We start from the raw sequence: 19435 nt of genomic DNA on the forward strand, positions 1-19435 counted from the left end.
CCTAAAATTATAGAAATCATGAAAAAGAATATAGGTAAAACAGATAAGACTATTCGCCTTACTGTTGCAGTAATTTTAGCTAGTTTGTATTTTACACAAACAGTAACAGGTAATTTTGGTATATTTTTAATAGCCTTTGCGGTTATATTAGTGATTACAAGTTTTATTAATTTTTGTCCTTTGTATACACCTTGGGGAATTAATACAAATAAGAAAAATAAAGTCGTTTAAATTTGATTATGAAAGATTCTTGCTGCAGTGTTGTATGTGATAAACCTCTCGATCAAAATTATTGGGATGCACAATACATAGCCAATTCAACAGGTTGGGATTTAGGACAAATTGCTCCTCCAATCCAAAAATTTATTGATCGATTAGACAATAAACAATATCGCATACTGATACCCGGTTGTGGGAATACTTACGAAGCCGAATATCTATTGGATAAGGGTTTTACAAACATTACAATTATCGATATAGCTCCAACTTTGGTAGCAAACTTGAAGCAAAAATTTGCTCAAAAGACAGGAATTACGATTATTCAAGGCGATTTTTTTGACCTCAACGGAAAATACGATGTAATCATTGAACAAACTTTCTTTTGTGCCTTACCTCCAATACTGCGTCAAAAATATGTTTGGAAAATGCATCAGCTTTTAAGCACTAATGGAAAACTAGCGGGTTTACTTTTCAATCGCGAATTTGAGGTAAGTCCCCCCTTTGGTGGAAACCAAAAAGAATATGAAAAGCTCTTTAAAGATGCTTTTCACTTTGATACATTAACACTGGCAAAGGATTCTGTTGTACCAAGAAACAACAGTGAATTATTTTTTGAATTTATTAAAAACGAAAAGGTAAATGTTGCATTGTATACTTTTGAGGGTATTACATGTAGTGGTTGCATGGAAAAGGTTTCAGAAAAATTTGCTGCCGTAGAAATTGTTCTAAATGTAAGTATGAATTCGAATTTTAACGAAGTTTTAATGGTGAGTAAAACCGAAATACCGCTTCATTTACTACAACAGATAGTGTCTTATGATGAAAACTATAAAATACAATTAATGCAGCCATGAAGAAACTACTTTTTACAAACTGGCATGTTATGCGTTGGATTCGTTTAGCTTTTGGTTTATTTTCACTCCAACAAGCTTTTCAATACCATGAAATACTATTTGGTGTAATGGCTGTTTTCTTTCTTTTCCAAGCTCTATTTAATACTGGATGTGGTTTAAATGGATGTACAATTCCTAAAAATAAAACAAATAGCAATGAACAGTAATTTTGATCAACTCATACAATCGGAAAAACCAATTCTAGTAGATTTTTTTGCCACTTGGTGCGGCCCTTGCCAAATGTTGGGTCCTATTTTAAAGGAAGTAAAAGACAACCTTGGCGAAGAAATTTCAATTATTAAAATTGATGTTGACAAAAACCAGCAAATTGCTGCACAATATCAAGTTCGTGGAGTTCCCACTATGATTTTGTTTCAAAAAGGAAAACAATTATGGAGACAGTCAGGTGTGATGGACAAAAACGCAATTATCGCAACTATCAAAGAAAAAGAATCTAATGAACCTAAAAGCTGTCATAGTAACAATTATAGGAGTGATTCTAGGAGCAGTTGCAGGCTATCTGTATTATAAATATGTAGGTTGTATTACTGGAACTTGTGTTATTACTTCCAAACCTTTGAATGCTACTCTTTACGGCGCTTTAATTGGCGGATTATTAAGTAGTTCATTCATAAAAAAAGAAAAAAAGTAATTTCGATTACTTTTTTTTCTAACTTTGTTAACCAAATGGTTAAACCAAATAGTTAGATGACTACTGAAGAAAAAATATTTAATGCCGCCCGAATAGTATTTCAGAAGAAAGGCTATTCTGGTGCGCGTATGCAGGAAATCGCAGATGAAGCCGGTATTAATAAAGCTATGCTTCATTATTGCTTTAAAAACAAACAACAGCTTTTTGAAGCCGTTTTTATGAAAGCTTTTAGTCAGTTGGCACCACAAATCAATATGATCTTTAATTCGAAAAAAACCGTTTTTGAAAAGATACAACAGTTTACACAGGAGTATATTTCATTTGTTATTGACAATCCGTTTTTGCCGCAATTTGTCATTCAGGAAATGAATAATAACCCGGAGTTTGTAATGAATATTTTGCATCATGCCAACAAACCTAATCCTGATTTTTTTATCTCTCAAATCGAATCGGAAATCGCAAATGGTACTTTAAAAGCAGTTAATCCAAAACAATTACTGTTGAATATCTTTTCGATGACCGTATTTCCTTTTGCAGCTCAGGTTATGGTAAAAGGAATTTTGCAACTTTCAGATGAGGATTTTAGACTAATGATGGAAGAAAGAAAAACAACGATTGCACAAGACATCATAAATTCGATAAAAATATGAGAACCCTCAACATCATATTGCTGTTCCTATTTCCTTTGTTAGGCTTTGGCCAACAAAAAATATCCTTAGAAGATTGCTACAATTGGGTGGACAAGAATTATCCTTTGGCCAAACAAAATGAATTAATTACAAAAAAAACTACTTTAGAAATTGAAAACAGCGATAAAGACTATCTTCCAAAAGTAGATTTGAATGCCCAGGCAACCTATCAATCGGATGTAACACAAGTTCCGATAAAAATTCCAAATTCAACAATTAATCCACTTAACAAAGACCAATATAGAGCGACTTTGGACGTTAATCAGATTATTTATAATGGCGGATTGCACGGGTTAAACAACAAACTCAAAAACACTCAAAACCAATTACAACAGCAACAAATAGCTGTTTCCTTATATCAGTTAAAACTAAAAATAAACCAACTCTATTTTTCAATTTTCCTTTTACAGGAACGAAAAGCTATTTTATTGGCCAAACAAAAGCAATTACAATCAAAAATTGCAGAAGTAAAATCGGGAGTGAAATTTGGAGCCCTACTTCCCATCATCTGAAAAAGTTTTAGAAGCCGAAAATTTGAAAATTCAGCAACAGCTTAGCGAAATAAAATTTGACAGAAAAAAAGCTTTTGAAAGCCTGTCTTTACTGACCAATACATCTTTTGACGAAGCTGTCAGTCTTTCTAAACCTGAAATCCATTGGACACAAAACAAAGAAATCAGTCGTCCTGAGTTAAAAGTTTACGATTTACAAAACGAACAAATCGAACTTTCAAAAAATGCCATTGCCAAAAACCAGCTTCCTAAACTAAAGGCATTTGGTCAGGCAGGTTACGGAAATCCAGGATTGAATATGCTCGACAATTCGTTTCAAACTTTTTATATCGTTGGTTTAAAAGCCAACTGGAATGTTTTTGACTGGAACAAAGCAAAAACAGACAAAGAAATATTAAGCGTTTCTGAAAATATGGTTTCCAATGAAAAAGAGACTTTTTTGCTTAACAACAATTTGCAATTACAGGAAATGCAAAATGAAATTGAAAAACTGGAGGAAATCAAAACCAGCGATACGGATATCATCGCTTTGCGAGAAAAGGTTTTGCAATCATCGGATGCCCAACTCAAAAACGGAGTGATAACAGCTTCGGATTATCTGGTGGAATTTACCCAATTATACGAAGCAAAAACCAATTTTAGCCTACATGAAATTCAATTGCTTTTGGCGCAGGCCAATTATAAAACGATTCAAGGAAATTAAAAATAGTAGCATGAAAAATATAATCGCACTCTTAGTCATCACCAGTCTGATTTCCTGTAACAAAGACAATGAAAAAAGCGGATGGTTACGGCAATTTTGAAGCTACCGAAGTTACCATTTCGGCAGAAGCCAACGGAAAATTACTTGCTTTTAATGTTGAAGAAGGCAACCAATTGGAAGCAAACACTTCTATCGGAATCATTGACACTACACAACTGTATTTGAGCAAACTGCAATTACTGGCTTCCAAAAAAACCATAGCCTCCAAATCAGCAAATGTATTATCACAAAACAGCATTTTGCAGGAACAACTGAAAACAACTTTGATTGAACAAAAAAGAATCAAAAATATGTTTGCCGAAAATGCCGCAACACAAAGACAAGTGGATGAAATCAATGGCAAGGTCAATGTTCTAAAACAACAAATCAACAGTGTGGGCACCCAAAATGCACCAATCAGTAACGAAGCCAAATCCATCGATGCCCAGGTTGCCAAAATCAATGACCAAATACAAAAAAGCTACATCATCAATCCGATAAAAGGAACAGTTCTGGCCAAATATGCCCAGACTAATGAGATTACCTCATTTGGAAAACCATTATATAAAATCGCCGATATTTCGGAAATGACATTGCGTGTGTATGTGAGTGAAACCCAATTACCACAACTTAAAATCGGACAGAAAGTAAGCGTAAAAATTGATAATGGCAACGAAATGAAAAACTTTGATGGACTTGTTTCCTGGATTTCTTCATCAGCCGAATTTACCCCAAAAGTCATTCAAACCAAAGAAGAACGTGTCAACTTAGTCTATGCTGTAAAAGTCAAGGTTAAAAATGATGGCAGTTTAAAAATTGGAATGCCTGCTGAAATGTGGATGAATTAAGTTTATGGTTTGTTGTTTGTTGTTTGTTGTTTGTAGTTTGTAGTTGATGGTTAGATATTGAAATTGTTATTAAAAAATGAGTATTCAAGTCGAAAATATTTCCAAATCTTATAAGAACACAATTGCTGTTTCTAATATTTCTTTTGAAGTAAAAGAAGGCGAATTATTTGGTCTTATTGGTCCTGATGGAGCTGGAAAAACGACTATTTTCAGAATATTAACAACCGTTTTATTAGCTAATGAAGGTAAAGCAACGGTTGCAGATTTTGATGTCGTAAAAGATTATAAGTCTATTCGAAATTGTATCGGTTATATGCCTGGCAAATTTTCCTTGTATCAGGATTTGACAATTGCTGAAAACCTGAACTTTTTCGCTACTATTTTTGGCACCACTCTCGAAGAAAACAACGACTTAATCAAAGAAATCTATATTCAAATAGAGCCTTTCAAAGACCGAAGAGCAGGTGCTTTATCAGGCGGAATGAAACAAAAACTGGCTTTATGCTGTGCTTTGATTCACAAACCTAAAGTGTTGTTTTTGGATGAACCAACAACCGGTGTGGATCCGGTTTCCAGAAAGGAATTTTGGGAAATGCTCAAGCGCTTACAAAGCAAAGGAATTACCATCTTGGTTTCTACACCCTATATGGATGAAGCTGCCTTATGCGACAGGATTGCGCTGATTCAAAAGGGAGAAATTCTAAAAATTGACAGTCCTGAAAATATTGTGACCACTTACGACAAAAAGATTTATAACATAAGAACCAAAAACATGCATCAGTTGATTTTGGATCTAAAAAAATATCCAAATCAGTATAGTGTCTTTGCTTTTGGAGAACACATTCATTATATCGATCAAAATAAAGATTTTGATACGAAAGCATTAGAAAATTATTTAAGTGAAAAACAGCATTCTGATATTACTATTTCAATTGCAAAAACCAGTATTGAAGATGTTTTTATGGATTTGACCACTCTAAATCAATAAAGCTTGGAAAAAGAGAAAATCATAGCAGTTGCAAACCTCAGCAAGAAATTCGGCAATTTCACTGCTGTAAACAATATTTCTTTTGAGGTGCACAAAGGAGAAATTTTTGGCTTTCTGGGAGCAAACGGAGCTGGAAAAACCACTGCCATGAAAATGCTCATTGGAATTTCAAAGCCTACTTCCGGAGATGCTTTAGTGGCTGGTTTTGATGTAAAAAGCAACACCGAAATGGTCAAAAAAAGCATTGGCTATATGAGTCAGAAATTCTCCATGTACGATGATTTGACAATCAAAGAAAACATTACTTTTTTTGGAGGAATCTATGGTTTAAGTCAGAATCAAATTAAAGAAAAAACAGCCCGATTAATTAGTGATTTAGGACTTGAAAACGAATTGAACAAACTTGTAGGCGATTTACCCTTAGGCTGGAAACAAAAACTTTCTTTTTCGGTTGCCTTGTTACACGAACCCAAAATTGTTTTTCTGGATGAACCTACCGGCGGCGTTGACCCAATTACGAGAAGACAATTCTGGGAAATGATTTATGCCGAAGCCCACAAAGGAACTACCATTTTTGTCACGACCCATTACATGGATGAAGCCGAATACTGTGACCGTGTTTCCATTATGGTCGAAGGAAAAATTGAAGCATTGGATTCGCCCAAAAATTTAAAACAGCAATACAACGTAACTTCCATGAACGAAGTATTTTTAAAATTGGCTCGAAATGTTGAATAAAAATGAAGTAGTATGAAACGGTTTCTTGGCTTTATAAAAAAAGAATTTTATCACATCTTTAGAGACAAACGCTCGATGTTTATTCTCTTTGGGATGCCTATTGCCCAGATTATGCTGTTTGGTTTTGCCATTACCAATGAAATCAACAATGTGAATATTGCTGTTTTGGACAAGTCCAAAGATACAGAAACCCAAAAAATTATCAATAAAATTAATGCTTCGAAGTATTTTCATATTGAAGAAACCATCAACAGCGAATCGGAAATACAATCCATATTCGAAAAAGGGAAAGTCAAAGCTGTTGTTATTTTCGAAAACAATTTTATCAAAAACCTGCAAACTTCAAAACAGGGAAAAGTTCAAATCATTACTGACGCCACCGATCCTAATATTGCTAATACAATTACAAATTATACCAATGCCATATTGCAAAATTATATTCAGCAAAAAAATCGAACAACTGCTCCTAATTTTCAAATTGAAACCCAAACCCAATTGTATTACAATCCCGAATTAAAAGGTGTTTTCACTTTTGTACCCGGTGTAATGACAATTATACTAATGTTGGTTTCTGCAATGATGACATCCATTTCAATAACCAAAGAAAAAGAATTAGGAACCATGGAAGTCTTATTGGTATCTCCATTGAATCCTTTACAAGTAATCCTGGGAAAAGTGTTTCCTTATATTTTCTTATCCATAATTAACGCAACAGTTATTGTTATTCTGGGAGTTTTTGTCTTTGGAATGCCTATTCAGGGAAGTCTGTTTTTACTCGCTTTTGAAAGTATTCTATTTATTGTTACTGCGCTGTCTCTTGGGATTCTGATTTCAACAATAGCACAATCCCAACAAACCGCCATGATGATTTCTTTAATGGGATTAATGCTTCCGGTAATCATTTTGTCTGGATTTATATTTCCTATTTCGAGCATGCCCATACCCTTACAAATCATCAGTAATATTATACCGGCCAAATGGTTCATTATAATAATCAAAGCCATTATGCTCAAAGGGGCAAGCCTTACTATTGTTTGGAAAGAAACTTTGATTCTTATTGGAATGACTTTATTTTTTATTCTGTTAAGTATCAAAAAATATAAAATCAGACTGGAGTAAAATGAGATTGCAGTCCCGATAGCTATCGGGATAGATTGCAGATTTTAGATTTTGAAAAAATTAAATTTTAAACCGACTATTTTGAAAACAATAGTATTCATTATACAAAAAGAGTTTCGACAAATCTTTAGAAATAAAGCTATGTTGCCTATCATCTTTGTGTTACCTTTTGTTCAATTACTGATTTTATCCAATGCTGCCAGTTTTGAAGTAAAAGACATCCGATTTTCTTATATCGATCAGGATCACTCCAAAGCCTCGAGAGAATTAATCAGTAAGTTTCAATCGTCTGATTATTTCAACATTATTGAAAATTTTGATTCCAAAAAAGAAGCCAACCTACAAATGCAAAAGGGAAAAGTAGATGTCATTCTGGAAATACCTTATCATTTTGAACGCAATCTCCTAACCGAAAAAAAAACAAATTTATCAGTAAGTATTAACGCGATTGACGGTGCTGCCGCTGGCATTGAAAATGTGTATATCAATCAAATCATCAATAGTTACAATCAAAAAATTAGAAGCCAACTTTATCAATACAACGATGCTTCTTATGTTCAGCCACAAAGTATTATCAGTATTCCTTCTTTTTGGTACAACAATACCTTAAATTACAAAACACTGATGGTTCCGGGGATTCTCGTTTTATTGGTTACCATGCTTTCGTTATTTTTATCAGCTATGAATATTGTTCGGGAAAAAGAAATAGGAACATTGGAACAAATTAATGTTACACCTATACAAAAACACCAATTCATCATTGGTAAATTATTTCCGTTTTGGGTATTGGGATTGGTTATTCTGACCGTCGGCTTGCTTATTGCCAGATTGGTCTTCAGTATTCCAATTTTAGGAAACGTTGGTCTGATTTATCTGTTTACTTCGGTTTATTTATTAGTCGTTCTGGGCATTGGCTTATTAGTATCCAATTATACCGAAACCCAACAACAAGCCATGTTTATTGCCTGGTTTTTTATGGTTATTTTTATTTTGATGAGCGGATTATTCACTCCTATTGAAAGCATGCCTAACTGGGCGCAACAAATTACTTTGTTTAATCCTATTCGGTATTTTGTGGAAATCATTCGAATGGTGATGCTCAAAGGCGCTACCTTCTCTGATATTAGCCAACCTTTTTCTATAATTGCTTTTTACGCTTTTATAATTAATGGTTTAGCCGTTTGGAGTTATAAAAAAACAAATTAATCTTTTAACCATTTATACATAATAGTTTCTAAATCTGTAAAACTAAAAGGCTTAGTTACATAGTCGTTCATTCCAGAATTTAGATATTCTTCTTTTTCTTCCACAAAAATTCCAGCCGTAAGAGCGATAATAGGAGTTAGTTTTGTTTTTTCAATTTTTCGTATATCATAAGTAGCTTCAAATCCATTTTTATTAGGCATTTGAATATCCATCAAAACAATATCTGGCTGGTGTTTTTTAAATTGTTCAACAGCCTCTATACCATCACCTGCTTCAATAATTACAGCTTTAGGAATTATTTTTGATATTAATGTTTTCGCCAAAAACATATTAATTTTGTTATCCTCAACAATCAAAATTTTCTTGGCCTCAAATGTCTCATTTGTATACAATACCTTATTTTCAATAGGTTCATGACTATGAGTTTCACTTCCTTTTTTCAAACAAAGTGAAAAATAAAATCTACTTCCTTCTCCATAATTACTTTCTAATTCTAATTTAGAATCCATTAGAGCCAAAAGTTGGTTAGAAATAGCCAAGCCTAATCCTGTACCTCCAAACCGACGACTTATTGAATTATCTTCTTGAACAAAAGAATGAAATATCTTAGCTTGATTTTGTTCTTTGATTCCTATTCCGGTATCTATTACTGAAAAAAGCATATTTACATGAGATTCATCTATATTAGATACAACTCGTACATCTAAGGTAACACTTCCTATTTGCGTAAACTTAATAGCATTACCTATTAAATTTATAATGATTTGTTTTAAGCGTAATGAATCAGCATAGATAAAATGAGGTACCTGTTCATCAATATGCAATACTAAATCTATTTTCTTTTGATTAGCCTGAAATTTAAACAAAGAAACAATCTGATTTATCAATGATAAAAGATCAATTTCTTCTATTTTAAGTTCTAATTTACCAGCTTCAATTTTAGAAAAATCCAAAATATCATTTACAATATCCATTAAAGTTGCCGCCGATTCATTAATGGTAATCATGTACTCTTTTTGTATTTCATCTAATTTTGATTCCATTAACAACGAGGTAAATCCAATAATACCATTTAGTGGAGTTCGAATTTCGTGACTCATATTAGCTAAGAAATCTGTTTTAGATTTATTTGCTTTTTCAGCCAATTCTTTAGCTTTTTGAATTTCTAAATTCATTTTGCGTTCTACAGATACATCGATAAAACTAATTACAACTTCCTGTATGTTTCCCTCTTCATCAAGCATTGGAAAACCGCTTACTAAAACCCAAATTACATTATCCGTCTTAGAATCTACAATACCCAAAGGAAAATTCTTGATGGCCGATTTACTTTTAATAATCTGATAAACCGGAAATTGTTCTGGTTGCATTTTTGAATCATCATCATTCAAAAAATTCCATTGCAATAACGCTTCATCGTTAGCCAGCAATTGTTCTATTCTAAAGCCTAACAATTCTGATGTCTTACTATTACAACTTATTATTTTTCCTTCATTATTAAGAACTACAATTCCTGCTTCTAAATTAGTTAATAAGCCATGATAACGTTCTTCATTTTTAACAAGTGCATTTTCAATATTTTTTTGTTCAGTGATATTTCTAGAAATAACAATAAAATGCTGCTCTTTAGTATCATCTTCTTTCATTGGCACTAATGATAATTCAAACCAGTGCAAGACATTAGACAGGTACAATGTATACTGTTTTCCTCTAGAAAATCCATTCTCATAAGCTTCTTCTAATCCAGAAAGACATACATCCGCAGCTTGTTTTGGTAAGACCTCAACAACGTTCTTTCCTATAAAAGCAGAAGGAGGCATGATCAACAAATCCTCAATAGAAGAATGATAATTATGAATTACACCCTGTAAATCTACTTCAAACATTAAATCAGGGATAGCCTGTATGATGGCTTCCATTTTCTTTGATGCCTTGATAAAATTATCTTCAGCTTCTTTACGTTTTGTAATATCTGTTATGGTACCTATGTAACCAATTATTTTATTTTCTGAATTTGTCTCTGGAGTTGCCTGTCCTATAACCCAAATTATCGACCCATCTGGCTTTACAAATCGATATTCAATTAACGAACATAATTTTTTATTGATAACTTTATCCCTCTCATTAAACAATTGTACTCTATCTTCAGGATGAATAGCAAAATACCAGCCGTTACCCAATGATTCTTCATAACTTAAACCCACAATTTGGGTCCATTGCTGATTGACATATGTAGTAGCGCCATTTAAGTCTGCACGATAAATTCCTACTGGTGATACTTCGGTAAGCGTATGAAATCTTTGTTCGCTTTCTGCCACTGCCTGCTCTGCTTTTTTTCGCATTTCTTCTTTTTCAAAAAATTCCAAAGCAAAAGTAACATCAGTTGTAGCCTTCACTAGTAAATCAATTTCTTCATCATCAAAAAAATGCTTTTCTCCAGAATAAATAACAAAAACACCTATTATTTTCCCAAAGAATTTAATTGGAATGGAGACCAAAGAACGAAATCCACTTTTCAAAGCCTCTTCTTTCCTTGGCTTCATACACGAATCATCTTCTAAATCATTACAGACATGATGCATCCCTGTTTTTATAGCTAAACCACTTGGACCATTTCCGGTTTCGGAATTTAAATTAATAGATAGTGTTTTTAAAATTTGCATATAATCTTGTGCATCCTCACCATGAGCACTAACAGGATCTACATTTAGAGTTTCATAATTTAATATACCAATCCATGCCATCTTGAATTTACCTATATCGACAGCAACTTTACAAATTTCTTTAAATAATTCTTCCTTAGTAGTTGAACGAACAATAATCTGATTAATACGGCTTATAAAATGAAACAAACGAATTGCTTTATTCATTTTTTGTTCTAAAAACTTACTTTCGGTTATATCTTTTACAACCCCTTGATAAGAAGCTTTCCCATTTAAAATGCCATCACACAAAACATTAAATTCATGCCATATCAATCCTTTTTCAGGATGATTATATTGGTATTGAATAACAAGGGGATCCAACTTTGATTGCGCCTTTTGTATCCCTTTCAAGAAATTAGCCTTATGTTTTTCGTGTATTCGGCTCATGATTAATGCCGGAACAGCATTAGAATCCGTAAAATCAATTCCGTAAAGTTTATCCCTACAGCCTAGTACATAATTACAAGCCAAATTAGCGCTGTTATCGATCGTAAAAGAACAAACAACAATAGACGAAACATAAAGGTTATTTTTTAAGTCATTAAAAATAACATTCTGAGTTACTAATTCTTTTTGAAGCTCTTCAATTCTTAACTCTTGCTCTTGAATTTTAATTTTCAAAGCTTCATTTTCCAATTTTGATTCTCCCATACAATCAAGTATAAACACTGCATTTCTACACGTAAATATAAAAAATTTAGATTTACATATCACACTTTTGAAAAAATTAAAATAGTCTCCAAAAGTAATTTCACCTAGATTTGAGTATTAATAACGTAAATTATTATGGTAGTTGTAACCATCAATGCCTGGAACCGAATCGCTGAAAGTACTCAATTAGAACCTACAGTATAAGCCCACAAACAAAAAGCCGCTCGATGAGCGGCTTTTTGTTCTATAGCATGGATTCATTTTATTCTTCTTCGTCGGTGTGGTGTGATTTCGAATAATTACGCCATTTTTCGATACAATCCTGAAAATCCTGTGGCAATTCGGTATCAAAACGCATCATTTCTCCAGTATTTGGATGCACAAAACCTAAGGTTTTAGCATGAAGTGCCTGCCTAGGCAAAGCTTTGAAACAATTTTCAATAAACTGCTTGTATTTAGTAAACGTAGTACCTTTTAAAATCAAGTGACCACCATAACGCTCATCATTAAACAATGGATGACCAATGTGTTTCATGTGCGCTCTAATTTGGTGCGTTCTTCCCGTTTCCAAAATGCAGGAAACCAAAGTCACATAACCTAAACGCTCCAAAACCTTATAATGAGTAATCGCAGGTTTTCCTATTTCCGGATCATCAAAAACCGCCATTTGCATACGGTCTTTTAAGTGACGGGCTAAATTCCCTTCGATAGTTCCACTCTCTTCAGCCACATTTCCCCAAACCAAAGCAACATACTCCCTTTCGGTAGTTTTAGCTTCAAATTGTTTAGCCAAATGCGTCATCGCAGCTTCAGTCTTAGCAATAACTAACAAGCCCGAAGTATCCTTATCAATGCGGTGTACTAATCCCGGACGCTCGCTGCTGTTCATGGGTAAATTTTCAAAATGAAACGCCAATGCATTTACCAATGTTCCAGTATAATTTCCGTGTCCTGGGTGCACCACTAAACCGGGTTCTTTATTTACTAACAACAAAGCATCATCTTCATACACAATATTCAACGGAATATTCTCAGGAAGAACATGGTTTTCAAACGGCGGATGGGATAACATCACCGTTACAATATCAAATGGTTTTACTTTGTAATTTGATTTTACCTTGACATTATTCACAAAAATATTGCCTTCGGTTGCGGCATTCTGAATCTTATTACGAGTCGCATTAGGGATCAATCCCATCAGATATTTGTCAATTCGCAATAAAGCCTGCCCCTTAGGAACTTCAAATTTAAAATGTTCAAATAATTCCTCTTCGTCTAAATCAATCGGCTCAATATTATTGTTCATTTGGTGCTTCTTCTGTTGGGGTTGTTGTTGGATTTGCAATTGTATCTGTAGCAATATCTTCCTCATAACTCGCTTTTCCGTCTCCTAAAACCAAGTCAATTTTAGACGATTTCAAAACCCGGTCACCCGGTTTTATATTTCTTCCTTTGTAACGCATTTCAAGAACCATATCCTTTCCTAAATTAGGGATATAAGTAATTGTTCCTTCTTCTAATCCTAACGCTTTCAAGGTAGGCACAGCCTCACGGTAGGTTTTCTCAATCAAATCAGGCACTTTAATCGACGAGAATCCAGAACTATTAATTTTCAAATATACTTTTCTACCCTCTTTTACCTTTTCACCCGGTAAAGGATCCTGCTGAACCACACTGTATTTTGGATAATCTCCACGGTAATCCACACTATCAAGGATTACATAGTCCAAGTCTAACTCATCTAACTTTTCCTCTACTTGTTCTTCGGTTAATTTTCTCAAATCAGGAACCATAATTTCATGTCCATGATCTGTAGTAAAAGTTAACCAATGCATAAAAAGATAACCCAAAACGGCAATAATTAAAGCAGCAAGAAATACTTGCCCAAAGAACACTCGGCTAGTAAGATATTTACGTAAACTCATATATTTATTTTTATAGGTGGCAAAGATAAAGCTATTTCGTTTCAAAAAAAATGATAATTTTGTTTTATGCGTCCTAACCTCAGCTACAGCCAAGTTTAGGAGCTATTTCCCGCTATCCGTTGCAATCTTTTTATCCCTAAAGAGTCGGGATAAATAAGATTTCCACTACTATCGGGGCTAAAAAAAATCGATATTTATCATACAAACGCAACTAAATGAAAAACATTGCCATCATCATGGGCGGCTATTCCAGTGAGTACAAAATTTCACTCATTAGCGGTAACGTAGTTTACAAATTTTTAGATCAAAACCTATTCAAAGGCTATCGCATCCATATTTTCAAAGAAAAATGGGTGTATGTTGACGATGCCGACAACGAATTCCCAATTGACCGAAACGATTTTTCGGTTACTGTCAACGGAAACAAAATTACATTTGACTGTGTTTTCAACGCCATTCACGGAACGCCGGGAGAAGATGGCTTAATGCAGGCCTATTTTGAATTATTAGGTATTCCTCAAACTTCTTGCGATTATTACCAAGCCTCTTTGACTTTCAACAAAAGAGATTTATTGTCTGTTCTAAAACCATACGGAATTAAAACAGCCGTTTCTTATTACCTAAATCAAGGCGATGTGATTAATACTACCGAAATCATTAACAAAGTAGGTTTGCCTTGTTTCGTAAAACCAAACAAAGCAGGTTCCAGTTTCGGAATTTCAAAAGTAAAAACCGAAGCCGAATTACCAATTGCAATCGAAACCGCTTACAAAGAAGACAACGAAATTATCATTGAAAGTTTCTTGGACGGAACTGAAGTATCTGTAGGTGTTATCAATTACAAAGGCGAAATCATCGTATTGCCAATTACAGAAATCGTTTCTGAAAATGATTTCTTTGATTACGAAGCCAAATACCAAGGGAAATCTCAGGAAATCACCCCTGCCCGCCTTTCAGACGAAATGACTCAAAAAGTAGGCGCTATTGCTAAACGCGCTTACGAAGTATTAAAAATGAAAGGATTCTCTCGTTCAGAATTCATCATTGTTAACGACGAACCACACATGCTCGAAATGAATACCATTCCAGGCTTAACTACCGAAAGCTTGATTCCGCAACAAGCTGCCGCAGCCGGAATTTCACTAGAAGACTTGTTTACTAATGCGATTGAGTTGGCTTTGGCTAATTAAAAACATACATAATTATTTTTGCCACAGCTTTAAAAGATTAGCACAGATTAATCTTTTAAAGCTGTGGCTTTATTTTTAACACCTCAATATGTTATTGCGAGTCCCGACACTTCGGGACGTGGCAATCTCATCCAGTAACTCGACAAAGGAGAAATCTCATTCAGTAACTCGACAAAATATTCAAGTTGCTTACCCGAACCTTCGGGAGCAGGAAGAAGATCCTAAAAACCAAACTCTCCTAAAAACTTTGTAACTTAGCCACTCAGAAACTTAGTTACTCAACAATGAGAAAAGCCATATTTCCGGGATCATTTGATCCTATTACCTTAGGTCATGAAGACATTATCAAAAGAGGGATTCCTCTTTTTGATGAAATTGTAATTGCTATCGGAGTTAATGCCGAGAAAAAATACATGTTTCCGCTTGAAGAACGCAAACGCTTTATTGAGGAAACTTTCAAACACGAACCTAAGGTTTCAGTGATTACCTACGAAGGCTTAACCATTGACTTGTGCAAAAAGATTGGTGCTAATTTCATTCTGCGTGGTTTGCGTAATCCGGCAGATTTTGAATTCGAAAAAGCCATTGCACATACTAACAGGCATCTTTCTAAAATTGAAACGGTATTCTTATTGACTGCTGCAAGTACTTCGTATATCAGTTCGAGTATTGTTCGCGATGTTTTGCGTCATGGTGGAGAATATGAAAAACTAGTTCCGAAAGCAGTTAGAGTAAAATAGTTGTCAGTTTTCGGTTGTCAGTTGACAGATAGCAGACTGCAACACTATGGACTAATTACTATACATCAAATTTGCAGAAAGTCCTCAATAAATGTACATTCGCCAAAAAAATAAAAATCAATAATGAGCTTAGACAGAGAATTAAATAAACGTAGTGGAGGAAAATGTGAACTTTGTGGCACAACGGAAAACCTAAAAGTGTATGAAGTACTTCCAACAAAAAAAGGTGGAATTGACGAAGCTATTTTCACTTGTCCAACCTGTAAAGACCAAATCGAAAACCCAGGTAACGAAGATTTAAATCACTGGAGATGTTTAAATGACAGTATGTGGAGCGAGCACACTCCGGTACAAGTGGTAGCATGGAGAATGTTAAGCCGTTTGCGTGCTGCGGGTTGGCCTCAGGAATTACTGGATATGATGTATCTGGAAGAAGATACCTTAGAATGGGCAAAAGCGACTGGCGAAGGTGAAGACGACGAAAACAAAATCATTCACCGTGATAGTAACGGAGTGATTTTAGAACACGGAGATTCAGTGGTTTTAATCAAAGACTTGAAAGTAAAAGGTTCGAGTATGGTGGCAAAACAAGGAACTGCAGTGAGAAACATCCGTTTAGACCATGAAAACGCCGAATACATTGAAGGAAAAGTTGACGGTCAGATGATTGTAATCATTACACAATACGTGAAGAAAATATAATCATCAGTTTACAGTGATCAGTTTTTTAGTGGTCAGTAAACTTAGTGCATAAAAAAACGTTAGCAATATATTTCTGCTAACGTTTTTTTTATTCGAATTTTATAAATCAGTTATCATTTCTTTAGTGGAATTACAAACTGTTCACTAAAAAACGGAACACTGAACACTACTCCTCTACTTTCTTAATCACGTTTCGGGCGACCTGAATTTTATATTTTTTACCTTTCATTTTTTCATCCTGAATATTTTGCAACAAACTTTTTACTTTAGGGAATTTTACAGCTGCAAATGAGATAAAATCTTTGACTTCAATCAAACCTAAATCGCCTTTTTCTAATTTGCCTTTTTGAGAAAAGAAACCAACGATATCAATTTTATTCAATTTATTTTTCTTTCCACCACTAATATAAATGGTTTGAAACTGTGGCGCTTTTGGCAATGATTTAGCATACTCCACGGACAAAATATCAATGTTTTCATAATCTACATACTCCATTTTTTTCTCCGATTCATGTGCAATGATGTATGCTGTACCTGTCGCCGTCATACGGGCAGTACGTCCGTTTCTATGGGTAAATTCATCTTCTTTTAATGGCAAATGATAATGAATTACGTGATTCATTTCGGGAATATCGAGTCCGCGAGCGGCTAAATCGGTAGTGATTAAATAACTAACACTGCCATTTCGAAATTGAATCAACGCGCGTTCACGTTCTTCCTGATCCATTCCGCCATGATAATAGGTTGAGTAAATCCCTTTTTCATTTAAAGTATCACTAATACGCTCGGCCGCATCACGATGATTACAAAATACAATTGCCGATTCCGATTGAATGAAACAAAGTAATTGGAATAAGGTATTGAGTTTATCTTTTTCTTTCGAAAAAACCAATTTAGTCGAAAGATTCGATGCTGTTTCTTCTTCTGGAATGAAATCCAAAACGGTTGGATTAACTACTCTGGTATATTTTGGAATCTCAATATCAGAAGTAGCCGAAACCAAAACTCGTTTGTTGACTTTCGATAATTTCCCAATAATAAAAGACATTTGTTCATGGAATCCAAGCTGTAAGGATTTGTCAAACTCGTCTAAGATTAGGGTCTGAATTTTATCCAAACGGAAACTTCCTCTTTCAATATGATCGGCAATTCGACCAGGAGTACCAATCAAAACAGCTGGTGGATTACTCAAATTTTTGATTTCCGTTTCCATCGAATGTCCGCCGTAGCAAACATTTACCTTGTAAGCTGTACCCATTTTTTTCCAAACCTGCTCAATTTGCAAACCTAATTCACGTGAAGGCACGATAATTAAACATTGAACCGAAAGAATCTCAGGCAAGAGCATTTCTAAAACAGGCATCAGGAAAGCCAGCGTTTTACCAGAACCTGTTGGCGATAATAACAATACATTATTATCATTCAAAATGGCATCATGAGCAGCAAGCTGCATTTCATTTAGGCTATCTATACCTAAATTCAAAAGAATATTATTGGATTGGTGTTTTTTATTCATTCGGCAAAGGTACTTAAAAAAAAGTAGTGGGAAGTTAGAAGAGGGAAGTGAACCTCTACAAAAAAACAGATTTTAGACTAAGAACATAAACTTCTAATCTAAAATCTGTTATCTAACTTCCTACCTCTAACTTCTAACTTCGAATAATATTTTCTTCCTCGAATAATAATTTGATGTTCTCATAAGAATTTTTCAATACTTCCGGAATATCATTAGGATGAATCCAAGATACTTTTTCAATTCCTTCCTCTAATTGTCCTTGTGGCGTACCATCAAAATCAGAATACATTTCAAACCAATGTGTAATTTTTAATTTGTACACTCCGTTACGTTTAAAAACGTGATAGGTTTTTTGGAGTTTATTGGTAATTCTCAATTGATTTACACCTGTTTCTTCTTCTACTTCGCGAATGGCTGTTTGCTCAATTTCTTCCTTTTTTTCCACACCTCCTTTTGGCAAATCCCATTTTCCATTTCTAAAAATAAATAAAACCTCCCCTTTCTTATTGTAAACTAATCCTCCGCCCGCTTTATTTACTGGAATTTTAGCTTTCAAGGTTTTCATAATCTCTTTTTCATCAGGATGATAGAGATAGGCTTTCTGAATTTTATTTTGAAAAATTTTAACTATAATCTGCTTAATATCAATACTTTCCAATAAAAACAACTGAAAATCCGTCTCTTTAGAGATTTTATTTGTCAAAAAAAGTGGTTTGTCGTTCACAAAAACTTTATACATTTGTACTATGATTTTTAATAAAGATACAGCCGAAAAAACAGCCGAATTGCTTTTACAAATAAATGCAATTAAATTGAATCCTGAAAATTCTTTTACATGGGCTTCTGGATGGAAATCACCTATATATTGTGACAACCGTCTGATACTATCATTTCCTGCCATAAGAAATTATGTGCGAGATGAATTTGCAAAACATATTGAGAAACAATTTGGGAAACCAGATGTAATTGCTGGAGTAGCAACAGGTGCTATAGGCATTGGTATGCTTGTTGCTGAAAGCATGGGATTACCATTTGTTTATGTACGTCCTGAAGCTAAAAAACACGGTCGTCAAAACCAGGTGGAAGGCTTCTTGCAAAAAGGACAAAATGTAGTTGTTGTTGAAGATTTAATTAGTACTGGAAACAGTAGTTTGCTTGCTGTTGAAGCATTGAAAAATGCAGGTGCCAATATTAAAGGAATGGCCGCTATATTTACATACGGTTTTGATGTTGCCGAAGAAAACTTCAAAAATGCCAAGGTAGACTTATACACTTTGAGCAATTACCAAAATCTTTTAAATTTAGCAGTAGCTAAAAAATACATTACTGAAAAAGAACAAAGTACTTTAAGAGAATGGAGTGTTACTCCTTCAACTTGGGGGCAAGAAGCTACTAAATAA

General features: G+C 34.2%; 21 protein-coding genes and 1 pseudogene. 17 read left to right on the forward strand and 5 right to left on the reverse strand.

Translation table 11 applies throughout. The annotated features are described in order from the left end of the window. The first annotated feature begins 18 nt into the window (after window positions 1-18). The 13 genes and pseudogenes from P5P90_RS05125 (at window position 19) to P5P90_RS05185 (ending at window position 8606) form a co-directional block, all read left to right on the forward strand. Window positions 19-231, forward strand: coding sequence for a YgaP family membrane protein (locus tag P5P90_RS05125; RefSeq protein WP_278036117.1), 213 nt, complete (start codon window positions 19-21; stop codon window positions 229-231). A gap of 8 nt (window positions 232-239) precedes the next feature. Then, window positions 240-1073: a methyltransferase domain-containing protein gene (locus P5P90_RS05130; RefSeq protein WP_278036118.1), complete on the forward strand. Its 834-nt coding sequence runs from the start codon at window positions 240-242 to the stop codon at window positions 1071-1073. Continuing rightward, window positions 1070-1279, forward strand: coding sequence for a hypothetical protein (locus P5P90_RS05135; RefSeq protein WP_278036119.1), 210 nt, complete (start codon window positions 1070-1072; stop codon window positions 1277-1279). The genes P5P90_RS05130 and P5P90_RS05135 overlap by 4 nt, the downstream gene beginning before the upstream one ends. Beyond that, a pseudogene (gene trxA / locus P5P90_RS05140) lies at window positions 1269-1562 on the forward strand (thioredoxin); the annotation flags it as partial. The gene P5P90_RS05135 and the pseudogene trxA, both read left to right, overlap by 11 nt. Window positions 1563-1569: 7 nt before the next feature. Then, a complete protein-coding gene (locus P5P90_RS05145; RefSeq protein WP_278036120.1) occupies window positions 1570-1764 on the forward strand; it encodes a DUF6132 family protein in 195 nt (64 codons plus the stop codon). Window positions 1765-1820: 56 nt separating this feature from the next. Then, complete coding sequence (locus P5P90_RS05150) at window positions 1821-2414, forward strand: TetR/AcrR family transcriptional regulator (RefSeq protein WP_278036121.1); 594 nt, start codon at window positions 1821-1823, stop codon at window positions 2412-2414. Then, window positions 2411-2965, forward strand: a complete 555-nt coding sequence (locus tag P5P90_RS05155; protein ID WP_278036122.1) for a TolC family protein — start codon at window positions 2411-2413, stop codon at window positions 2963-2965. Before P5P90_RS05150 ends, P5P90_RS05155 begins: the two co-directional genes overlap by 4 nt. Then, complete coding sequence (locus tag P5P90_RS05160) at window positions 2940-3668, forward strand: TolC family protein (RefSeq protein ID WP_278036123.1); 729 nt, start codon at window positions 2940-2942, stop codon at window positions 3666-3668. The genes P5P90_RS05155 and P5P90_RS05160 overlap by 26 nt, the downstream gene beginning before the upstream one ends. 68 nt (window positions 3669-3736) lie before the next feature. Continuing rightward, window positions 3737-4555 (forward strand): HlyD family secretion protein, encoded by an 819-nt coding sequence (locus tag P5P90_RS05165; RefSeq protein WP_278036124.1) that lies wholly within the window; start codon window positions 3737-3739, stop codon window positions 4553-4555. Window positions 4556-4631: 76 nt separating this feature from the next. Further along, complete coding sequence (locus P5P90_RS05170) at window positions 4632-5543, forward strand: ABC transporter ATP-binding protein (protein WP_278036125.1); 912 nt, start codon at window positions 4632-4634, stop codon at window positions 5541-5543. A gap of 3 nt (window positions 5544-5546) precedes the next feature. Beyond that, window positions 5547-6281, forward strand: coding sequence for an ABC transporter ATP-binding protein (locus P5P90_RS05175; RefSeq protein ID WP_278036126.1), 735 nt, complete (start codon window positions 5547-5549; stop codon window positions 6279-6281). 12 nt (window positions 6282-6293) lie between these two features. Further along, window positions 6294-7400: an ABC transporter permease gene (locus tag P5P90_RS05180; RefSeq protein ID WP_278036127.1), complete on the forward strand. Its 1107-nt coding sequence runs from the start codon at window positions 6294-6296 to the stop codon at window positions 7398-7400. Between the two features lie 81 nt (window positions 7401-7481). Beyond that, a complete protein-coding gene (locus P5P90_RS05185) occupies window positions 7482-8606 on the forward strand; it encodes an ABC transporter permease (RefSeq protein ID WP_278036128.1) in 1125 nt (374 codons plus the stop codon). Here the strand turns inward: P5P90_RS05185 and P5P90_RS05190 are convergent. The 3 genes from P5P90_RS05190 to P5P90_RS05200 all read right to left on the reverse strand — a co-directional run bounded on the left by P5P90_RS05190 (window position 8603) and on the right by P5P90_RS05200 (window position 13887). Next, complete coding sequence (locus P5P90_RS05190; RefSeq protein ID WP_278036129.1) at window positions 8603-11962, reverse strand: PAS domain S-box protein; 3360 nt, start codon at window positions 11960-11962, stop codon at window positions 8603-8605. The two genes, P5P90_RS05185 and P5P90_RS05190, sit on opposite strands and share 4 nt — an antisense overlap. Before the next feature lie 262 nt (window positions 11963-12224). Continuing rightward, entirely contained in the window at window positions 12225-13268 is a 1044-nt protein-coding gene (locus P5P90_RS05195) for an RluA family pseudouridine synthase (protein WP_278036130.1), read from the reverse strand. Beyond that, complete coding sequence (locus P5P90_RS05200; protein ID WP_278036131.1) at window positions 13258-13887, reverse strand: PASTA domain-containing protein; 630 nt, start codon at window positions 13885-13887, stop codon at window positions 13258-13260. The genes P5P90_RS05195 and P5P90_RS05200 overlap by 11 nt, the downstream gene beginning before the upstream one ends. A gap of 215 nt (window positions 13888-14102) precedes the next feature. Between P5P90_RS05200 and P5P90_RS05205 the strand changes: the two genes are divergently transcribed. The 3 genes from P5P90_RS05205 (at window position 14103) to P5P90_RS05215 (ending at window position 16519) form a co-directional block, all read left to right on the forward strand. Further along, complete coding sequence (locus tag P5P90_RS05205) at window positions 14103-15077, forward strand: D-alanine--D-alanine ligase (protein WP_278036132.1); 975 nt, start codon at window positions 14103-14105, stop codon at window positions 15075-15077. Between the two features lie 284 nt (window positions 15078-15361). Further along, a complete protein-coding gene (gene coaD / locus P5P90_RS05210) occupies window positions 15362-15817 on the forward strand; it encodes a pantetheine-phosphate adenylyltransferase (protein WP_278036133.1) in 456 nt (151 codons plus the stop codon). A 123-nt stretch (window positions 15818-15940) separates the two neighbouring features. After that, complete coding sequence (locus tag P5P90_RS05215; protein WP_278036134.1) at window positions 15941-16519, forward strand: PhnA domain-containing protein; 579 nt, start codon at window positions 15941-15943, stop codon at window positions 16517-16519. 166 nt (window positions 16520-16685) lie between these two features. On the opposite strand, the gene P5P90_RS05220 is transcribed toward P5P90_RS05215, so the two are convergent. After that, complete coding sequence (locus P5P90_RS05220; RefSeq protein ID WP_278036135.1) at window positions 16686-18035, reverse strand: DEAD/DEAH box helicase; 1350 nt, start codon at window positions 18033-18035, stop codon at window positions 16686-16688. Window positions 18036-18168: 133 nt separating this feature from the next. Continuing rightward, complete coding sequence (locus P5P90_RS05225; RefSeq protein WP_278036136.1) at window positions 18169-18774, reverse strand: NUDIX hydrolase; 606 nt, start codon at window positions 18772-18774, stop codon at window positions 18169-18171. Window positions 18775-18781: 7 nt separating this feature from the next. Between P5P90_RS05225 and pyrE the strand changes: the two genes are divergently transcribed. Further along, complete coding sequence (gene pyrE, locus P5P90_RS05230) at window positions 18782-19435, forward strand: orotate phosphoribosyltransferase (protein WP_278036137.1); 654 nt, start codon at window positions 18782-18784, stop codon at window positions 19433-19435.

The sequence above is a fragment of the Flavobacterium nitratireducens genome (assembly GCF_029625335.1).
Taxonomy (GTDB): domain Bacteria; phylum Bacteroidota; class Bacteroidia; order Flavobacteriales; family Flavobacteriaceae; genus Flavobacterium; species Flavobacterium nitratireducens.

Coding starts and splice junctions, on each gene's coding strand:
- P5P90_RS05125 (WP_278036117.1), top strand. CDS start 19: ATGAAAAAGAATATAGGTAAAACAGATAAGACTATTCGCCTTACTGTT.
- P5P90_RS05130 (WP_278036118.1), top strand. CDS start 240: ATGAAAGATTCTTGCTGCAGTGTTGTATGTGATAAACCTCTCGATCAA.
- P5P90_RS05135 (WP_278036119.1), top strand. CDS start 1,070: ATGAAGAAACTACTTTTTACAAACTGGCATGTTATGCGTTGGATTCGT.
- P5P90_RS05145 (WP_278036120.1), top strand. CDS start 1,570: ATGAACCTAAAAGCTGTCATAGTAACAATTATAGGAGTGATTCTAGGA.
- P5P90_RS05150 (WP_278036121.1), top strand. CDS start 1,821: ATGACTACTGAAGAAAAAATATTTAATGCCGCCCGAATAGTATTTCAG.
- P5P90_RS05155 (WP_278036122.1), top strand. CDS start 2,411: ATGAGAACCCTCAACATCATATTGCTGTTCCTATTTCCTTTGTTAGGC.
- P5P90_RS05165 (WP_278036124.1), top strand. CDS start 3,737: ATGAAAAAAGCGGATGGTTACGGCAATTTTGAAGCTACCGAAGTTACC.
- P5P90_RS05170 (WP_278036125.1), top strand. CDS start 4,632: ATGAGTATTCAAGTCGAAAATATTTCCAAATCTTATAAGAACACAATT.
- P5P90_RS05180 (WP_278036127.1), top strand. CDS start 6,294: ATGAAACGGTTTCTTGGCTTTATAAAAAAAGAATTTTATCACATCTTT.
- P5P90_RS05190 (WP_278036129.1), bottom strand. CDS start 11,962: ATGGGAGAATCAAAATTGGAAAATGAAGCTTTGAAAATTAAAATTCAA.
- P5P90_RS05195 (WP_278036130.1), bottom strand. CDS start 13,268: ATGAACAATAATATTGAGCCGATTGATTTAGACGAAGAGGAATTATTT.
- P5P90_RS05200 (WP_278036131.1), bottom strand. CDS start 13,887: ATGAGTTTACGTAAATATCTTACTAGCCGAGTGTTCTTTGGGCAAGTA.
- P5P90_RS05205 (WP_278036132.1), top strand. CDS start 14,103: ATGAAAAACATTGCCATCATCATGGGCGGCTATTCCAGTGAGTACAAA.
- coaD (WP_278036133.1), top strand. CDS start 15,362: ATGAGAAAAGCCATATTTCCGGGATCATTTGATCCTATTACCTTAGGT.
- P5P90_RS05215 (WP_278036134.1), top strand. CDS start 15,941: ATGAGCTTAGACAGAGAATTAAATAAACGTAGTGGAGGAAAATGTGAA.
- P5P90_RS05220 (WP_278036135.1), bottom strand. CDS start 18,035: ATGAATAAAAAACACCAATCCAATAATATTCTTTTGAATTTAGGTATA.
- P5P90_RS05225 (WP_278036136.1), bottom strand. CDS start 18,774: ATGTATAAAGTTTTTGTGAACGACAAACCACTTTTTTTGACAAATAAA.
- pyrE (WP_278036137.1), top strand. CDS start 18,782: ATGATTTTTAATAAAGATACAGCCGAAAAAACAGCCGAATTGCTTTTA.